Below are 16552 nucleotides of genomic sequence, written 5' to 3'. Positions count from 1 at the left end.
TATCGGAAGTCGGCACCGCGGGACGGCCGGAAGGCTGGAGCCATGACCTCCACCGTGCACTCCAGGAACACCGCCCCGCCCGGCCCGACGGCGTCGACGTGGCGGCGGATGCGGCTGTGGGGCGCGGCCCACGCGGTCGACGACCTGTACCAGGGCCTGGTCCCCGCCGCCGTCCCCTACTTCGTGCTCGACCGCCACTACGGCTACCTCGCCGCGACCGGCCTCACCATGGCGGCGACGCTGGGCAGCGCCGTGCCCCAGCCGCTGCTCGGTCTCGCGGTCGACCGGTACCGGCTGCCGTGGCTGGCGGGCGCGGGGGTGGGCCTGGCCGGGCTCGGCCTCGCCCTCGCCGGGCTGGTCGGCCCCTATCCGGCGGTGTGGTCGCTGATCCTGCTCTCGGGCCTGGGGGTGGCCATGTTCCACCCGGCCGCGGGCAAGGCGGCCCGCGCGGACGCGGGCGACAGCGCCGCAGCGATGAGCGTCTTCGCCGCGGGCGGCAGCGTCGGCTTCTTCCTCGCGCCCGTCCTGGCCACCCCCGCGCTGGTCGCCTGGGGCGTCGGCGCGACTGCGCTGTTCCTGCCGCCCGCCGCGCTCATGGCCTTCGTCCTGCTCGCCCGTGCCCGGCGAGCCCAGGCGGCGCCCGTCCGGGCCAAGGCGGCGTCGGGCCACGACCGCTGGGGCCCGTTCGCGGTGCTGACGGGCGTGGAGGTGCTGCGCTCCGTCGCGTTCTTCGGCCTGAACACCTTCGTCGAGCTGTACTGGCTGCGGGACCTGCACGCCTCCCGCGCCCTCGCGGGTGCGGCCCTGACCTGCTTCCTTGCGGGCGGCGTCGCGGGCACGCTGGTCGGCGGACGCGTCGCGGACCGCTGGGGCATGGTCCGCACCGTCCAGTGCGGCGCCGCACTGGTGCTGCCGTTCCTCGCGGGTCTGTTGCTCGCACCGGGCGGTTGGGTGCCGCTGCTGTTCGCGCTGCTGACGGGTGCGGCCCTGAACGTGCCGTTCGCCGTCCTGGTGAAGCTGGGTCAGGACTACCTGCCGACGCGTCCGGGCACCGCCTCCGGCGTCACGCTCGGCCTGGCCGTGAGTGTGGGCGGGCTGCTCGCGCCCGTGCTGGGCCTGATCGCTCAGTCCCACGGACCCCGCGGTGCGCTCCTGGCGCTGTGCGCGGTCCCGCCGGCCGCGCTGCTGCTGGGCCTGCTCCTGCCGGAACCCGGCCGGGTTCAGACCACGGGCGGCTGCTCCGAGCCGCAGTAGCGGCACTTGGAGGCGGCGGCCGGGATGTCCTCCGACAGGCAGTCAGGGCAGGTCTTGGCCGGGGTCGGATCGCCGAAGACGGTGACGCCGCGGCGGGACTGGACGTGCTTGTAGGGCACGACGATCATGAAGTAGACGACCGCCATGAAGACCACGAAGTACACGATGGCGGAGATGAAGGCGCCCATGTTCACGTAGGTCGCCACATTGCCGGGCTTGCCGAGCTGCCAGCCCAGCCCGATCGAGTTCTTGCCCTGGATCCGGGTGATGATCGGGTTGATCACGAAGTCGGTGAACGCCTTGATGAGCGTGCTGAACGCCAGGGCCACGATCAGGCCGATGGCGACCACGATCACGTCGCCCCGCATCAGGAAGTTCTTGAATCCTCGCAGCATGCCCGGCTCCTTCCCAAAAAGTCGGAAGAGATCACTCCGTTTCGCTCGGACGGAGTAGCGCGAGCTCCGGGGAGTGCTGGCCGGATCACCCCCGTTCCCCCTCTCGGCCGGGTGCCTTCCGTCCGATGTAGAAGGCATGGCTGCCTCGCATCGCCCCGAAGGTCTCCCCGTCCCCTGTACCGCCCTGAGCCTGCGGCTCGGGGACTGGGTCGAGCTGGACGGCCGGCCCTGGCGGATCACGGATCTGCGCTACCGCTGCGACGGGGGCCGGATCGTGCACTTCGCCGGCCGGCCGCCCCATGTGATGGGCCCTCGTACCACCGTCCCCGTCTACCGCTGACGTCACCCAGCACGGGGGATCGCTGCGCCGTACCGGCCCGTGGCGGGTCCCTGCGGTCATGCGCCTGGAGCCCTCCTGGTGCTCCGTCATCCTGGACTTCACCGAGGCCCTTGTCGCCCGCCCGACTCTCGAGCTCTCACTCGACATGCGCGGCGGTGCGCTGCGCCTGCTGACGCGCCCCGGCGTCGTCGTCGACGCCGACGGTCTGACGCCGCGCTACGGCAGGACACGGCTGCGGCACGGCGCGGTCGCCTGGCCCGCCGACGGCTCCTCGCCGCTGCTGCACGTCCGCATCACCGGCTCCCTCCACTTCGGCAAGGTCGTGGCCCGCTCCGCGAGCCGCCTTCCCTGGTGGGGCCCGCGTCGTGCACGACTACCTGGCGTCCTGACCTGGCTTCCCGGCCGGGCCGAACCAGTGCTCCAGTGCCTGGTGGAGCCCGTCGTCGTGGTCGTGATCGGCGGTGCGCAGCCAGGCGGCGTGCCCGTCCGGCCGCAGCAGGACGGCGCGGAGTCCGGGATGGTCGGGGCAGTCCGCGCTGACGACGTCCACCCGGTCCGCCCACCCCGCGGCCGAGTCGCGGAGGGCGCCTTCCGCGGCTCCTGATCCGGCTCCTGATCCGGCTTCGGCTTTGGTTTCGGCTTTGGCTCCGGTCAGGTCGAGCAGCAGGCCGCGTCCCCGGGTCGAGAACTCGGTCAGGCACCTTCGCCCGCTGCCCGTGACGAGCGCGAGGTCCGGGACCAGGCGGCCCAGCCAGGCGTGGTCGGCGCCGGGGTGCGTCCCGGCAGGGGGCGTCTCGTACCGCGTGTCCAGCCCGGTGACGGTCTCGGCGAACGCGCGGTTGCCCGCCGGGTGCGACGCGACGCGGGTGAGCAGGTCGGTGAGCGGCCCCAGCCGGTTCTCGACGTCGCCGAGCAACACCTGGGCCCGGGTGTTGGCCAGCACGCGCGCGCCCGCGGGGTGCCGTTCGTCGTGGTAGCTGTCGAGCAGGTGGGCCGGTGCGGTTCCGCGCACGGTGGCGGCGAGTTTCCAGCCGAGGTTGAACGCGTCGTCCAGGGCGATGTTGACGCCGATCGCCCCGGCCGGCGGGTGGATGTGCGCGGCGTCCCCGGCCAGCACGATCCTGCCGCGGACGTACTCGGCCGCCTGCCGGGCGGCGTTGCCGAACCGGGTCAGCCAGCGCGCGGCGCGCAGTTCGACGCGTCGGCCGACGGCGTCGGCCACGGCCGCTTGCAGCAGGTCCAGGGTGACCGGCGTCGTCCGGTCCGCGGGTGGCCGCCGGTCGGCGGTGATGATCCTGACGTAGCCGGGGCGCGGGATGACGAACACGGCACCGCCGGGGCCGGTGGTCACGCCGAACGGCAGCGCCTGCGGGTCGGCGAGCTCGACGTCGCCCAGCAGGGAGAAGCGCGTCGCCTCGGTGCCGGGGAAGTCGATGCCGGCCTGCTTGCGGACAGTGCTGCGGCCGCCGTCGCAGCCGACCACGTACGCGGCCTGGATCCGGTACTCGGCGGGGCCGTTCCCTGCGTCGTCCCCAGCGCCGCCGCCGACGGTGACCGCGGCGGTGACGGACGCGGAATCCTGTTCCAGGGACCGCAGTTCGTGTCCCCGCCGGATGTCGGCCCCCAGCTCGCGAGCGTGCTCCTCCAGGACCTCCTCGACCCGGGTCTGCGGGATGCCCAGCGTGTACGGATGGTCCGTGTGCGCGCCCGCGAGGTTGAGCGTCACCGGCAGGCCGGAGAACGCGACGTGGGGGACCTGCCGGCCCTCGGCGACCAGCCTTTCGGCGAGGCCGCGCCGCGCCAGCAGATCGAGGGCGCGGGCGTTGAGGTTGAATCCGCGACAGAAGTCCGGTCGCCGCGAGTGGCGTTCGACGACGACCGTGTCGACGCCCGCGAGTCGCAGTTCTCCGGCGAGTAACAGGCCGGCCGGGCCGGCTCCCACGATCAGCACCTCGGTCATCCGGCGGTTCCCTTCCGGTCTGCGGGGGCGGACCAGGTCCACCCCTCGGCGGTGCGCTCGAACGTGGGCCAGAACAGGCTGCCGTCGCGGATCTCGTCGATGGTCCGCCGCGTCCAGGCCAGCTCGGCCTCCCAGGCGTGCAGGGCGCACTCGACCTCGATCATGAACAGCCGGGGGACCTTGCCGGAGCCGACGGTGTCGGCCAGCACCGCGCCGGTCTCCTCGATCCGCTCGACCAGATGTCCCGCCCGTTCGGCGAGTGCCTCGGCGGCTCGGTCCGGCCCCAGTGCGCCGAGGTAGGACACCGCAGCCATGAACTTCGGGTATTCCGCGACGGGCGTGCGCAGCAGTTCGTCGATCCAGTCGACGAACTCGCTCTGGCCCAGCTCGGTCGTCGCGTACACGGTCCGCTCCGGACGCCTGCCCTCGCGGGCGGTCTCCACCGGTTCGATCCAGCCGTGCCGCACCAGCGCCTCGACCGTGTCGTACAGCGACCCAGAGTTGATCTTGAAGCTGCCGTCCTTGTGGCGTTCCCGCAGGGTGGACGCCATCTCGTACGGGTGCATCGGCTGTTCTCGCAGCAGGCCCAGCACAGCCAGGGCCAGCGTGTTGGAGATCTTTCGCCTCGCCATATCAATCACCGGCTCCTATTAGTCGGTTCCGACTATACGCCACCGGCCACCGCGCCGACCCCTTGACGAGAGACCTTCCGGCGCTATTGGATGTGCGACCAATAGCCACCCGCCCCCACAGGGCTCGTCGGTTCGGAGACCTCCCCCATGGCTGCCACCCCGCCCGCTCGCGACGCCGAGCCCCCTCGCCCGCAGAACCGGAAGGCCGACGCGACCCCGCATACTGGCGGGGTGGAGGCGCACGGCATCGACGTCATTCCCGACGGCGAGCGCCATGGCAGCCCTCGGGAGCTCTTCGGCGTCTGGGCCGCGCCCAACGTCAGCTACCTCAGCCTGGTCGTCGGCGGGACGCTGATCCTGATGGGCCTCAGCCTCTGGCAGGCCCTCGGCGTCGTGGTCGTCGGCAACCTCTTCTGGGCCCTGGTCGGCCTCGTCGCCGTCAGCGGAGCGGCCTCCGGGACGCCCAGCGAGGTGATCATGCGGGCGATGTTCGGCGTCCGGGGCAACCGCGCGAACATCGCCGTCACCGGATGGTTCGCCTCCGTCTGCTACCTCGCGCTGAACTGGGCGGCGGGCTGCCTCGCCGCGTTCGCCCTCGTCGACGAGGCGGGGCTGCGTCCGAGCACCCTGGTCAAGATCGTCATCATCGTCGCGGTCGCCGCCGCGACCCTCGCGATCAGCGTCTACGGGCACGCCATGATCGTCCGGCTGTACCTGCCGTTCACCATCGTGCTGACCGTCGTCTTTCTCGTCCTCGCCGGGTACGTGCTGCAGCGCGCCGACTGGCACTACCACCCGCAGCAGGGCCTGCACGGCGGCGCGCTCCTCGCCGCGCTGGCCGGCGGCCTCGCCCTGGTCGCGTCCGCGCCGCTGTCGTACAACAACAGCGCGGACTTCGCCCGCTACCTGCCGCGCGACACCAGGCCCACCGCCATCGCCGGGTGGACCTTCCTCGGCGCGTACCTGCCGAGCGTGCTCTTCACCGCGCTCGGCGTGCTGGCCGGGACCGCGCTGGACATGACCGACCCGCAGAGCGCGCTGGAGTCGATCATCCCAGGCTGGTTCAAGCCCGCCTTCCTGCTCGCCGTCGTCCTCTCCGCGGTCGCCAACAACGCCATGACGGCCTACAGCTCAGGCCTCGCCCTGCAGGCCGTCGGCCTCAGGATCCGCCGCTCCCGCAGCGTCGCCCTCGACGGCACCCTCGGTGTCGCGCTCACCCTGTACGCGCTGCTGGTCTCCGACTTCCTGACCACCGTCAACAGCGTCCTGCAGCTGATGGTCGCCCTGATGGGCCCGACCATGGCGATCTACGCCGTCGACGTGCTGTGGCGGCGCAACCGCTACGACGGCCACCAGCTGAGCGATGAGAGCCGCGGCGGCGCGTTCTGGTACTCAGGCGGCGTCAACTGGGCCGGCGCCACCGCCCTCGTCGTCGGCGCCGTCGCCGCGGCGCTCTGCGTCGACACGGAGAGCTTCTCCGGTCCGATCGCCCGGGCGCTGGACGGCACCGACCTGTCCCTGCCGGTCGGCATGGGCCTCTCGGCGGCCATCTACCTGCTGCTGACGGTGCGCGGAGGCCGCGCGGCCGCTGCGCCGTCGCCCGTGGCCGCCGAGCGTCAGACCGTCTGACCGGCCCTTCCGCCTCCGCCCTTCGCTCCGCCCTTTCGTCCAGCCTTCTTTTTCGTCATCCTTCCGTCGCCCTGCCGAGGAGCAGTACCGCCATGCCCACGCCCACGGTCTTCCGTTCCAGCGCCGCCGCCCCAGGCGAACGCGGGCTGCTTCTCGGCCGTGCCCATCCGGAGCGCATCCGGCGGAACGCCGACTTCTACGACACGCTCTTCCGCGCCGTCGGCGCAGGCCCGGGTGACGTGCGCGAGGCGGGCCTCGCCGCCTTCGGGCACATCGCCGAGGCCGCGCCCGAAGTCGCCGAGGAGATCGACGGCATCGCGCGCGGCGCGCGGCTTCCCCTCCACCGGATCGCCGCGCTCAACGCCCGCACCGAGATCCTCGGCCGCTCCGGCCACCGGCACCCCGAGTGCTCGACCGTCGTCCACGCCCCCGCCGACGGCCGCCCTCCGGTGACCACACAGACCTGGGACTGGCACGACGACATGCGCGACGGCTGGTTCGTCTGGCACGTTCGGCACCCGGACGGCCGGGAGATCCGGACCGTCACCGAGTACGGCATCGTCGGCAAGATCGGTGTCAACGGCGCCGGACTCGGCCTGCACTTCAACATCCTCGGCCACGCCTCTGACACGTCGACGCCCGACGACCGGTTCCCCCGGCTCCCCGTGCACGTCCTGGCCCGGCACGTGCTGGACACCTGCGGGACCGTCGAGGAGGCGATACGACTGGCGACGGGGACGCGGGTCGCCGCGTCCAGCTCGCTCACGTTCACCGCCTTCGAGGCGGGCCGCGCGCAAGCCGCGACGGTGGAGCTCAGCCCCGCAGGACCGGCCGTGCTCCGCCCGGGCGCCGACGGCTACCTGCTGCGCACCAACCACTTCGTCGACCCCGGCCTCGCCCGCGGCGAGGCGCTCGCCACCGAGGACCCCGACACCCGCCACCGCCTCGCGGCCCTCCACGCCCGCACCGCTGCGCGCCCGTCCCCGGACGCGTCCGCGCTGCGCGACACCCTCGACTTCCACCTCGGCGACGGCGCCGCCCTGTGCTGCCACGCGGACCCGGGCGCGGCACTCGGCAGGCGCTGGGAAACCCTCGCGACGGTCTCCCTCGACGTCGTCGCCTCCCGCCTCTCCGTCCACGCCGGCGGCCCCTGCACCGCGGCTGCCGCCGACTGGACGGTGGTCTGAGCGGGTTCGCGAGAGTGGTCAGGGCGCGAGGGTGTCCCGCTTCGGGATCCCCTGGACGTTCTCCCACGCGGTCGGGCCGAAGACGCCCTCCACCTCGCCGCCCACATCGGACCCGGGTCTGCCCTTCCAGACCACCAGGGCGCCGCTGACCAGGATCTCGAACACGTACTCCGCGTCCTCCCGGTCGTTGTAGTTGATCTGCCGGGTGACCTCCTGGTCGCGCAGGTGATGCGGGATCGCTGCGGGCATGACTGTGATCCGGACGCTCATGCTTCGACGGTAGGTGCGGGGCCACTCTCCTGCCCGTCGACCGGGGCGCAAGGGTTACCCGGGAAACCCCGCACCCCTCGTGGGCTAGAGCGGCTCCTTGATCACGTCCCAGCCTAGCCGTGCGCCCGATCAAGGAGCCGCTGCCGGAAGAGGGTCAGTGGGGGAGGCCGCAGCCGGAGCGGGTGAGGTCGAGGGTGTTGCCCGGGCCGAAGCAGGCGGGGATGTAGTAGGTCTCCTCGGCGTAGTTGGTGCCTTCGTGGATCGTGACGTTGCCGTTCGCGTCGACCTCGCAGGGGTTGTCGAGGGTGCAGCGCTGGCCGTCCTCGTTGCCGGTGTTGTTGACCGCGACCACCTGGCCGGTGGAGGTGTCGATCACGGGCGAGCCCGAGGTGCCGCCGATGGTGTTGCAGGTGGAGGTGTAGCGGACGGAGTCCAGCCAGACCCAGTTGGCCTCGTGGAGCTGGTAGACGAACCCGTCGACCGAGCACGAGTACGTGGTCTTCCAGTAGCCCGAGACCACCTCGATCGAGGACCCGGCGGAGGGGTGGGTCGAGGAGACCACCAGCGGGCTGATGCCGTAGGCGCTCTGGATGGCGGCGTAGCTCTTGGTCAGCTGATAGATGGTCACGTCGGTGTTGGTCATGGTCGAGTAGTCGACCTTGCTCGCCCGCAGCTTGGCCACGCCCCGGCCGGAGGCGTTGAGCAGCGTGAAGCTGCGGCTGGAGGGCTGGTTGACGATCACCTGGCCGGGGTTGGGCATCCCGGTCTCCAGGCAGTGGCCGTTGGTGAGGACCAGCGCGGGGTCGCTCGGCGAGGAGCCGGCGAAGCTGATCAGAGAGCCGCTGCAGTCGTCGAGCGCAACGGTCCCGGCGAACGTGACCGAGGCGTTCGGGCGGGCGCCCGGCTGGGTGACGGTGTGGGTGACCGCGGCGGTGTCCGCATGGGCGGCCGGGCGGGCGGCCGCCTGCGCGGGCGCGCTGGTGGCGAGCGCGCCCGCGCCGGCGAGCAGCAGGGCGGTGACGGCGCTGAGCAGCTGTCGATTCACGAGACACCTCTCGGGGTGGTGGTCGGGGGACCACTCCAAGTTGTCGTGCTCATGAAACTGTGTCAAGAAGGCGCGTCAGGACCGCTGTTCCCACGGCCAGGCCGCGCTCGCCCCGGCCTCCAGCAGCGGCACCAGGCGGAACGCATGGTCCGTCAGGCCGCCGAAGGTGTGCCGGTTCGCGCCGCCCGAGGGGCCGTGGCCGACCCGGTAGCCCGCCAGGTTCCACGTGTACACCGGCACCCCGGGCGGCACCTGGCCGGTCGGGTCGCCGTGGTGGCTCGGCGCGTACTGCTCGTCGGTCACGATCAGCACCCGGTCGTGGTCGCGGTAGTGCGCCCGGACCGCCGCGGTGGTGTCGGTGCCGCCCAGGTCGCCGAAGCGCTCCAGGACCCTGAGCACCGACTCGCCCCGGCCGAGCGCCACCCGGCTGTGCGTGGTGCCGAACTGGACCAGGTCCGCGTGCTCCGCGCGCAGCGCGACCGCGGTGCCGAAGATCGCGGCGCTGTCGGCGCGGTTCAGCTTCGTCCGCTCGCTGATCCCGCCGAACATGCTGCCGGAGCGGTCCACCAGCACCAGCGTGCGACCGGGCAGCGCGGGCACGTTCGCGAGAGAGTGCCCGAGCGCCTGCTCCAGCGCCCACGACCACCGCAGCGACGGCGCGTGCCTGAAGGCCGCCAGGAACCGGAACGGGAACTGCCGCGACCGCGCGACCTGCGCGCCGTCGGCCAGCCGCGCCGCGACGCCCTGCGCCACCTCGTCGGAGACGCCCGCCTGGTCGAAGTTGCGCAGGTTCCGCAGCAGCGCCATGAAGCCCATGGACGGGATCACGGCCTCCCACGCCGCCGCGTCCAGCGGGCCCTGCAGCCAGCCGGCCAGCATCTCCCAGGTCACACCCGCCTCCGCGAGCCGCTCCCTGCCGTCCGGGGCGGTGACGATCGCGCGCCGCTGCTCCACCGGGACGGCGAGCAGCGCACGGTTCGCCGTCAGCGTCCGGCTGGACGGCGGCGGAACGGCCTCGTCCGGGTTGTGGCGGCGGTCGAGCGCGTAGCGGAACAGCTCGCCCTGCCACGGCTTCTCGGCCGCGGGCGCGGCGTGCACCAGGTTGAGGATGTCGCCGAAACGGTAACCCTTCGACGCGGTGTCGTACTTGAGCAGAGTCCGGTCGTCGTAGAGCCGCTGCACGGCGTCGGCGACGCCGCGCTTGACGGGCTTGGGCAGGTTGCGGCCGTAGCGGGAGGTCCAGTAGCCGAGCAGCTCGCCGGGCTCGTCCGCCCGCTGCAGGACGGAGTCGACCACCTGGCGGGACCGCCCGTCGAGCTGCGCGTCCAGCCGCGCCTTGGCGAACTCGGCCGCGCCGACGAGCGAGGCGGTGCGCATGTTGCCGTCACGCCGCAGCCAGCCGAGCAGGCCCGCGGTCCAGTCGGGGTCGGCGACGGCGAGCTGCCGCACGAGCTGGGTGTAGCGGTCGTCGCGGGCGCCGCCGCGCTCGTAGAAGGTGTCCTGGCCGACGGTGTTCGCGACGGCGAGCAGGAAGAGCTCGCTCTTCGCGTCGCGCAGGAAACCGGCGCCGCCCTCGGCCGTGACGGCCCGACGGCCGGTGGTGGCGACGGGGGAGCCGCCGGCCGCGCGGGCGGCCTTGGTGTTGAAGCGTGACATGGAGAACCCCCTGAGGGTGTCAGGGGGAGGAGATGCGGTGGGCGCCCGAGATCAGGAGTCGGCGACGGGCTTGCTGACTGTTGCTCTGTCCGATTGAGCTACGCGACCCGAAGTCGCGACGGGACTCGAACCCGTACCCCACAGTGCCGGATGAAGGATCCGTTGCCTGCGCACCGGGCGCCCCGATGCATGTCCTCCCGAGATCAGTGACGACCTGCGGCGGAACTTGATTCAAAGAAGTAGCCGCGGGTCTTCGCACCGGGAGGTGCTGAATGAAGTTGTGTCGTACGAGGTCTGTCGTGGTGTCCAGAGATCGAGGTCGGCTGGGGAGACGTAGGCGCTCTGGCCACTGAGCTACGCCGACGCGTGAAAAGTCGGCGACGGGATTCGAACCCGTGACATCCCCATTGGAAGTGGAAGTATCCCCTGCCTGCGCACCTGGACGAGGGAAACCGTATCCGACGATCACACAATCCGGCTTCGGGTTTTTCGCCGCCGGGGCGCGGGGGCTTCGAGGGCGGATCTGCCTACCATGTCGGGATGGAGAAGGTCGAGATCGACGGTGCACAGATCGCCTACGACGACGACGGGTTCGACGGGCCAGCCGTCGTCCTGATCCACGGGGGGACCACCGACCGGCGCATGTGGGGGCGTCAGGTTCCGGTGCTGCGCGACCGGTTCCGGGTGATCAGCTACGACTGGCTCGGCTACGGCGACTCCGGCGACGTCGTGGCCGACCACGCGCGGCACGAGCAGCTGCTCGCGCTGCTGGACCGTCTCGGCGTCGACGACGCGGTGCTGGTGGGCAGTTCGGACGGCGGCAAGCTCTCCCTCGACACGGCGCTGACGGCGCCCGAGCGGGTCGCGGGTCTGGTGCTGGTGGGCTCGGGGCTCTCGGGCCACACCTGGCCGGAGAGCTTCACCCGCCTGTACCGGCAGCGCGTCCATCACCGCGTCGGGATCGAACGGCTGCGCGCCTACTACGGGGGCGACGCCGGTCCCGTGGACCCCGCCGATCTCGCCCTCTACGTGGACTCCGTCGTCGAACTGCTGCTTGCCGGACCGGCCCGGACCAGGCAGGACATCGAGCCGGACATCTGGGCGCACGCCGTGGGGATGTACCGGCGGACCGCCGAGCGCGCCTGGGCCGGCGCGGCCCGTGCCGGGAGTCCGCAGGACCTGGAGCCGGGTGCGGCCAAGCGGCTGGGGGAGGTGGCGGTTCCGACGTTCGTCGTCTACGGGGCCGAGGACGTGCCCGAGATCGTCGCGGTGTCGGAGCAGCTCGCCGCGGAGATTCCCGGCGCGCTGCGCGTCGAGATGCCCGCGACCGGCCATGTTCCGCCGCTGGAGCGGCCGGAGGAGTTCAACCGGCTGCTCCTGGAGTTCCTCGACGCGTTCGAGGCGAAGGAGCAGGCGCAGGGGCGCGATTGACCGTCAGATGTCGGTGCTGAGGACTAGATTGACCAACGATCACCAAGGAGACCCTCGAGGCGCGCGGTCCGACGCGCAGTGAACGGAGTCAGCTCATGGCGCTTCCCTCACCTCGCCCGCTGGACCAGCGGATCGCGGACACGCGTGCCCGGTTCGCCGCCGACGTGGACACCTGGGTCGCCACGGCGGGTGCGGGCGGGCCTGCGCTGGTGCCGCTCTCGTTCGACTGGGACGGGAAGGCGTTCGTCATCAGCACCCTGCCGCGCTCGGTGACGGCGCGGAACATCGCCGAGAACGGCAAGGTCCGCCTGGCGTTCGGGCCCACCCGGGACGTCGTGGTGGTGGAGGGCTCGGCCGAGCTCGTCCCGACGGGGGAGGCCGACACGGTCGCGGACGCGTATGCGGCCCACACCGACTGGGATCCGCGCGAGGAGTCCCAGGAGTACGCGTGGTTCCGCATCACGCCGCGCCGGATCCAGGCCTGGCGTGAGGCCAACGAACTGCGCGGACGCGACCTGATGAAGGACGGGGCCTGGCTCGGCTGACTGGCCCCGCAGGGACCGGCCGTGCGCCGGCAGGTTCGGCCTGACAGGTTCGGCAGGTAGGGCGCGGCGAGCCGCCTCGTGGCTTACCGTGGTGAGCGTGGTGCTCATGGACGAGGTGTCGCCGGGCCCTTCGAGGGCCGGAGGTTTCCGTTGGCAGGAGCCTGAGCTGCTCCGTCGCCGCAGGAGCGCGAAGTGGCGGGCGTATCCGTCCGACGTGCTGCCGGTCTGGGTCGCCGAGATGGACTGCGTGCTCGCCGCCCCGGTCGCGCTGGCCCTGGCGGACGCCGTCTCCCTCGGCGACACCGGCTACCCGGCGGGCACCGGCTACGTCGACGCGCTCGCGGGCTTCGCCCGTGCCCGCTGGGGCTGGGACGGGGTGACGGCGGACCGCGCCGCGCGCGTGCCGGACGTGATGCGCGGCGTCGTGGAGGTGCTCTCGCTCGTCACCGACCCGGGCGACCCGGTGGTCGTCAACTGCCCCGTCTACGCGCCGTTCTACGAGTTCATCGAGCACTGCGGCCGCACCGTGGTCGAGGCGCCGCTCGGCGCGGACGGAAGGATCGACGTCACCACGCTGACGGACGCCTTCCGCCGCGCGACGGCGGGCGGGGGCCACGCCGCCTACCTGCTGTGCAACCCGCACAATCCGACCGGCACCGTCCACCACCGCGACGAGCTGGAGGCGGTCGCGAGCCTCGCGGAGACGTACGGAGTCCGCGTCGTGGTGGACGAGATCCACGCGCCGCTCGTCCACGAGGGCGCCACCTTCGTCCCCTACCTGAGCGTGCGCGGAGCGGAGCGCGGATTCGCGCTGATGTCAGCGTCCAAGGCGTGGAACCTCGCGGCTCTCCCCGCCGCGGTGGCCCTCGCGGGCGAGGCCGCGGCGCCGGACCTGGCCCGCATCCCACGCGAAGTGACCGAGGGCGTCAGCCACTTCGGCATCATCGCCCAGACCGCCGCGCTCCGGGACGGGACCGCCTGGCTCGACGGTCTCCTCGCCGCGCTGGCGGAGAACCGCGCCCTGTTCACGCGCCTGCTCGCGGAACACCTGCCTTCCCTCCGCTACCGCCCCGGCGCGGGCACGTACCTCGCCTGGCTCGACTGCCGCAACGCCGGCCTGGGCGACGACCCGGCGGCCGTCTTCCTGGCCCGCGGCCGCGTCGCCCTGACCGGCGGCCTCCCCTTCGGCACGGGCGGCGCGGGCCACGCCCGCTTCAACCTGGCGACCAGCCCGGAGCGGATCACCGAGGCGGTGCGCAGGATGGCCTCGGTGCTCTGACCCGGTCTGCCCGGCCTTCCCGGCCCGCGGGCGCCCTGCGGGCCCGAGGTCCCGGTCGGCACCCGCTTCGTCGGCGTAGGTGCCGGTCCGCTCCGCGGCGGCCGACCCCCGGGCACGAGACGGGCGTGCCGGCATGGCCGCCCCGGGCGGGCGTGCAGTCGCCGGAGTCGAGCACGAGCGCGAGGTTGAACCGGTCTCGCGGGTGCCGGAGAGAATGCGCTGCCGCCCCGCTCGACCAAGGCCCGCAGCGACCGCGAGTCCGTCCGCGGCAGGAGCGGCGGCCGCACCCACGAGATCACGGCGACCGCCGAGCGCGCCGCGGTTCACCGGAGGTCCGCTCGGCCAGCTCGCCAGCGCAGGCCTACCGGCCTCGTGCCCGGGCGGTAGCAGGAGCGATGCGGCGGCGAGGTCCGTCGCCGGATCGCGCGTGCACGGCCCGGCCGGGATCAGAACAGACCCGGCTGTTCCTGGGGCTCCGTCATGCGGGGGACGGGTGCGAGGCGGGCGGTGAAGGGCGCGGGGGTGGCCGAGCGGGAGACCGCCCAGCCGGAGAGCAGGCGGGTGTCCAGGAGGGCTAGGCCCGTCGACGGGACCGCGAGGTACAGGTCGGATGCGATGCGGCAGACGACGCGGCCCGTGACGACGTCGCCCGGGCGCAGCGGCTCGACGGCCGCATCCGGGTGCAGGCCCGAATCCGCGAGGCCGTAGCGCGCGCAGTGGTCGGCGATCTCCGCATCGGCCCGGCGGGTCTGGCCCTCGGGCCAGTCCAGTTCGCGCGTGCGGGCCACCTGGGCGAGCAGGGAGGCCGCGCGTTCGGCCGGGGTGCCGGGCGCTGCGCGGGCGACGCGCTTACGGACCGTGGAGACACGGTCCGGCAGCCCCAGCGCGACACCGAGCAGGTGCTCGACGCGGCGCGCGGAGGGCAGCGTGCCCTCGGAGAGGAACACCGAGGCCAGCGCGCCCTGTTCGAGCAGGCGGGCGAGACCGCGCTCGGCGGCGGTGATGCCCACCTTGATCCCCGCCGAGCCGTGATGGGCCAGGTAGACCGCGTACGGGCGGGGGTCGTCCAGCAGGGTGTCGGCGGCCACGGAGTTCTGACGGTCGAGCCGGGCGCACTCGCCGCACTGGGAGCTGCGCGAGCCCGCCTCCAGCGTCCGCGCCGTCGGGCAGGCGATCCGGCGCCCGGCCCGCCACAGGCCGACGCAGCGCCGGTCCGCCCCGACCGCGAACGCGGGCTCCGCGCCGAGCGGCAGTGCGCCGGCGCGCCGGAGCTCCGAGCCCGGAGCCCACCACTCCAGCTCCGGCTCACCGCCCCGCCACACCAGCCCGGCCGCCCGCCACCCGGCCCCAGTCGCGCCGCCCATCCGCCCGCTCCCGTCACCGGTCCGTCCACGTCCTGTCGGTTCCAGCCTGCCAGGCGGGACCGACAACGCCGCCTGCCCGACCGACACGAACGACCCCTCGGCGCAGCCGAACCTCGCCGCGCAGCCGGTGGAGGTGGAGCATGGGTGAGGCGTGCCTGCTCACGGAGGCGGAGGTATCTGCATGGCCAGGCTGATCTACTCGGCGATCGCATCACTGGACGGCTACGTCGAGGACGAGAAGGACGAGTTCACCTGGGCCGCTCCCGACGAGGAGGTGCACGCGGCCGTCAACGACCTCGAGCGCCCGATCGGCACCTATCTCTACGGCCGGCGCATGTACGAGACGATGGCCTGGTGGGAGACGGCGGGCCGCGACCCGGACGACGCTGCGGTGTCGCGGGACTTCGGCGAGCTGTGGCGGGCGGCGGAGAAGGTCGTCTACTCCCGGACGCTGCGGGCCGTCACCACCGGCCGTACCCGCGTCGAGCAGGACTTCGACCCTGCCTCGGTCCGTCGGATGAAGGCGGAGTCCAACCGCGACCTCTCCGTCGGCGGCGCCGAACTCGCGGGCCGGGCGCTGGCCGCGGGGCTGGTCGACGAGGTGCACCTCTTCCTGCACCCGATCTCCGTCGGCGGTGGTAAGCCCGCCCTGCCGAGGGGAATTCGCCTGCGGCTGGAGCTGCTGGCCGAGCGCCCCTTCCGCAGCGGCGTGTGCCATCTCCGCTACCGGGTGCGTTCGTAGCAGCGTGGGCCGGAGGCCGTTGACGTGCCCCGATGCGAGCAGGCTTGCCGCGGGGGCGGGGCGGCCGTCGGCGCGTCGGTGCGCCGCGGACGGGTACGGTGCGGGAATGGAGATCAACCACGGGGGCGGGGCAGCGCGCGGACTGGTGCTGCTGATCGGTGGCGCGCCGGGCGGCAGGCGCCGCCAGCCCGTCCGTCCTGAAGCGGCGCTCGGTCTGCTGGCGACGCTGCCGCCGGAGGCGCTGCTGGGCAGTCCGATACCCGCGAGCGTGCTGCAGTTGGCCGATCCGGCGGACCCGCAACTGTTGCTGGCGCACCTGCAGACCGCGGCCCGCACCCCCGGCCCCGTCCTGGTCGCGCTCGTCGGCCAGCTGACCGCGGACCGCCGCCGCAGGCAGCTCCACCTCGCCCTCGCGCAGACGACCCGCGACAACGCCCGTTACACCGCGCTCCCGTGGGCCTGGCTCGCCGACCAGCTGCGGCAGCGCCCGGCGGGCACCACGACGGTCCTGGCCGACCTGGTCGCCGATCCGGACGCCTGGGGCGTCCTCCGACTGCACGGGCCCGAGGCGCTGACGGCGGGTCTGCCGCTGTTCGGCCAGGTCAGCCCGCCCGGCACGGTCGGCGACGGCTACGCCCCGCCGTACACCCGCGCGCTGGTCGAGGCGCTGCGCCGTGCCGAGCCCGGCACCCGCCCCGCCGATCTCCACCACCTCGTCGGCCATTCGGGACTCCCGCCGGAGGCGCTGCTGCTCGCCGGGGAGATTCCGGCCGAGGTCCCGCCTCCGTCGGCCCCGGTCGCGTATGTCGGCGGCCCTGATCTT

General features: G+C 73.0%; 15 protein-coding genes and 2 pseudogenes. 10 read left to right on the top strand and 7 right to left on the bottom strand.

Going from position 1 to position 16552, the window contains the following annotated elements:
- The first annotated feature begins 42 nt into the window (after nt 1-42).
- A complete protein-coding gene (locus tag TR49_RS15440) occupies nt 43-1254 on the top strand; it encodes an MFS transporter (protein WP_042381979.1) in 1212 nt (403 codons plus the stop codon).
- On the opposite strand, the gene TR49_RS15435 is transcribed toward TR49_RS15440, so the two are convergent.
- On the bottom strand, nt 1221-1649 hold the full coding sequence (locus TR49_RS15435) for a large conductance mechanosensitive channel protein MscL (RefSeq protein ID WP_042381977.1): 429 nt from the start codon (nt 1647-1649) through the stop codon (nt 1221-1223). The two genes, TR49_RS15440 and TR49_RS15435, sit on opposite strands and share 34 nt — an antisense overlap.
- Nucleotides 1650-1785: 136 nt before the next feature.
- Here TR49_RS15435 and TR49_RS15430 point away from each other — a divergent pair, with 136 nt between their 5' ends.
- Nucleotides 1786-1989: a hypothetical protein gene (locus tag TR49_RS15430; protein WP_042381976.1), complete on the top strand. Its 204-nt coding sequence runs from the start codon at nt 1786-1788 to the stop codon at nt 1987-1989.
- A gap of 373 nt (nt 1990-2362) precedes the next feature.
- Here the strand turns inward: TR49_RS15430 and TR49_RS15425 are convergent, their stop codons facing one another.
- Nucleotides 2363-3949: an FAD-dependent monooxygenase gene (locus tag TR49_RS15425; RefSeq protein ID WP_042381973.1), complete on the bottom strand. Its 1587-nt coding sequence runs from the start codon at nt 3947-3949 to the stop codon at nt 2363-2365.
- The gene (locus TR49_RS15420; RefSeq protein WP_042381971.1) at nt 3946-4581 is read right to left on the bottom strand and encodes a PadR family transcriptional regulator; all 636 of its coding nucleotides are present in this window, start codon (nt 4579-4581) and stop codon (nt 3946-3948) included. The genes TR49_RS15425 and TR49_RS15420 overlap by 4 nt, the downstream gene beginning before the upstream one ends.
- A 147-nt stretch (nt 4582-4728) precedes the next feature.
- Here TR49_RS15420 and TR49_RS15415 point away from each other — a divergent pair, with 147 nt between their 5' ends.
- Both TR49_RS15415 and TR49_RS15410 read left to right on the top strand, forming a co-directional pair.
- Nucleotides 4729-6210: a purine-cytosine permease family protein gene (locus tag TR49_RS15415; RefSeq protein WP_042381967.1), complete on the top strand. Its 1482-nt coding sequence runs from the start codon at nt 4729-4731 to the stop codon at nt 6208-6210.
- Between the two features lie 92 nt (nt 6211-6302).
- Nucleotides 6303-7397, top strand: coding sequence for a C45 family autoproteolytic acyltransferase/hydrolase (locus TR49_RS15410; protein WP_042381964.1), 1095 nt, complete (start codon nt 6303-6305; stop codon nt 7395-7397).
- 18 nt (nt 7398-7415) lie between these two features.
- Here TR49_RS15410 and TR49_RS15405 read toward each other — a convergent pair whose 3' ends face one another.
- The 3 genes from TR49_RS15405 to TR49_RS15395 form a co-directional block, all read right to left on the bottom strand.
- Nucleotides 7416-7667, bottom strand: a complete 252-nt coding sequence (locus tag TR49_RS15405; RefSeq protein ID WP_042381962.1) for a hypothetical protein — start codon at nt 7665-7667, stop codon at nt 7416-7418.
- Nucleotides 7668-7821: 154 nt separating this feature from the next.
- Complete coding sequence (locus TR49_RS15400) at nt 7822-8712, bottom strand: trypsin-like serine peptidase (protein ID WP_042381959.1); 891 nt, start codon at nt 8710-8712, stop codon at nt 7822-7824.
- A gap of 75 nt (nt 8713-8787) precedes the next feature.
- Complete coding sequence (locus TR49_RS15395; RefSeq protein WP_042381956.1) at nt 8788-10368, bottom strand: TROVE domain-containing protein; 1581 nt, start codon at nt 10366-10368, stop codon at nt 8788-8790.
- 540 nt (nt 10369-10908) lie between these two features.
- Here TR49_RS15395 and TR49_RS15390 point away from each other — a divergent pair.
- From TR49_RS15390 to rph, 4 genes and pseudogenes are all read left to right on the top strand, one after another.
- Nucleotides 10909-11799: an alpha/beta fold hydrolase gene (locus TR49_RS15390; protein ID WP_042381954.1), complete on the top strand. Its 891-nt coding sequence runs from the start codon at nt 10909-10911 to the stop codon at nt 11797-11799.
- 95 nt (nt 11800-11894) lie between these two features.
- A complete protein-coding gene (locus TR49_RS15385; protein WP_042381952.1) occupies nt 11895-12344 on the top strand; it encodes a pyridoxamine 5'-phosphate oxidase family protein in 450 nt (149 codons plus the stop codon).
- 106 nt (nt 12345-12450) lie between these two features.
- The gene (locus tag TR49_RS15380) at nt 12451-13623 is read left to right on the top strand and encodes a MalY/PatB family protein (RefSeq protein WP_042382088.1); all 1173 of its coding nucleotides are present in this window, start codon (nt 12451-12453) and stop codon (nt 13621-13623) included.
- Between the two features lie 210 nt (nt 13624-13833).
- Nucleotides 13834-13941: pseudogene (gene rph, locus TR49_RS45570) on the top strand (ribonuclease PH); the annotation flags it as partial.
- Nucleotides 13942-14069: 128 nt separating this feature from the next.
- Here the strand turns inward: rph and TR49_RS15375 are convergent.
- The gene (locus TR49_RS15375; protein WP_042381950.1) at nt 14070-14987 is read right to left on the bottom strand and encodes a DUF2797 domain-containing protein; all 918 of its coding nucleotides are present in this window, start codon (nt 14985-14987) and stop codon (nt 14070-14072) included.
- 181 nt (nt 14988-15168) lie between these two features.
- On the opposite strand from TR49_RS15375, the gene TR49_RS15370 reads away from it, so the two are divergent.
- A complete protein-coding gene (locus tag TR49_RS15370) occupies nt 15169-15729 on the top strand; it encodes a dihydrofolate reductase family protein (protein ID WP_042381948.1) in 561 nt (186 codons plus the stop codon).
- Between the two features lie 106 nt (nt 15730-15835).
- Nucleotides 15836-16552 (top strand): annotated as a pseudogene (locus TR49_RS43830) (hypothetical protein); the annotation flags it as partial.

The sequence above is a fragment of the Streptacidiphilus melanogenes genome (assembly GCF_000787835.1).
Lineage (GTDB): Bacteria > Actinomycetota > Actinomycetes > Streptomycetales > Streptomycetaceae > Streptacidiphilus > Streptacidiphilus melanogenes.
Note: the sequence above shows the minus strand (reverse complement) of the source record. Positions and strands in the feature narration are given on the sequence as shown.

Bases quoted from the DNA above. Each gene is read 5' to 3' on its own strand.
- TR49_RS15440 (WP_042381979.1), top strand. From the start codon at position 43: ATGACCTCCACCGTGCACTCCAGGAACACCGCCCCGCCCGGCCCGACG.
- TR49_RS15375 (WP_042381950.1), bottom strand. From the start codon at position 14,987: ATGGGCGGCGCGACTGGGGCCGGGTGGCGGGCGGCCGGGCTGGTGTGG.
- TR49_RS15395 (WP_042381956.1), bottom strand. From the start codon at position 10,368: ATGTCACGCTTCAACACCAAGGCCGCCCGCGCGGCCGGCGGCTCCCCC.
- TR49_RS15420 (WP_042381971.1), bottom strand. From the start codon at position 4,581: ATGGCGAGGCGAAAGATCTCCAACACGCTGGCCCTGGCTGTGCTGGGC.
- TR49_RS15410 (WP_042381964.1), top strand. From the start codon at position 6,303: ATGCCCACGCCCACGGTCTTCCGTTCCAGCGCCGCCGCCCCAGGCGAA.
- TR49_RS15370 (WP_042381948.1), top strand. From the start codon at position 15,169: ATGGCCAGGCTGATCTACTCGGCGATCGCATCACTGGACGGCTACGTC.
- TR49_RS15385 (WP_042381952.1), top strand. From the start codon at position 11,895: ATGGCGCTTCCCTCACCTCGCCCGCTGGACCAGCGGATCGCGGACACG.
- TR49_RS15425 (WP_042381973.1), bottom strand. From the start codon at position 3,949: ATGACCGAGGTGCTGATCGTGGGAGCCGGCCCGGCCGGCCTGTTACTC.
- TR49_RS15405 (WP_042381962.1), bottom strand. From the start codon at position 7,667: ATGAGCGTCCGGATCACAGTCATGCCCGCAGCGATCCCGCATCACCTG.
- TR49_RS15390 (WP_042381954.1), top strand. From the start codon at position 10,909: ATGGAGAAGGTCGAGATCGACGGTGCACAGATCGCCTACGACGACGAC.
- TR49_RS15380 (WP_042382088.1), top strand. From the start codon at position 12,451: ATGGACGAGGTGTCGCCGGGCCCTTCGAGGGCCGGAGGTTTCCGTTGG.
- TR49_RS15415 (WP_042381967.1), top strand. From the start codon at position 4,729: ATGGCTGCCACCCCGCCCGCTCGCGACGCCGAGCCCCCTCGCCCGCAG.
- TR49_RS15435 (WP_042381977.1), bottom strand. From the start codon at position 1,649: ATGCTGCGAGGATTCAAGAACTTCCTGATGCGGGGCGACGTGATCGTG.
- TR49_RS15430 (WP_042381976.1), top strand. From the start codon at position 1,786: ATGGCTGCCTCGCATCGCCCCGAAGGTCTCCCCGTCCCCTGTACCGCC.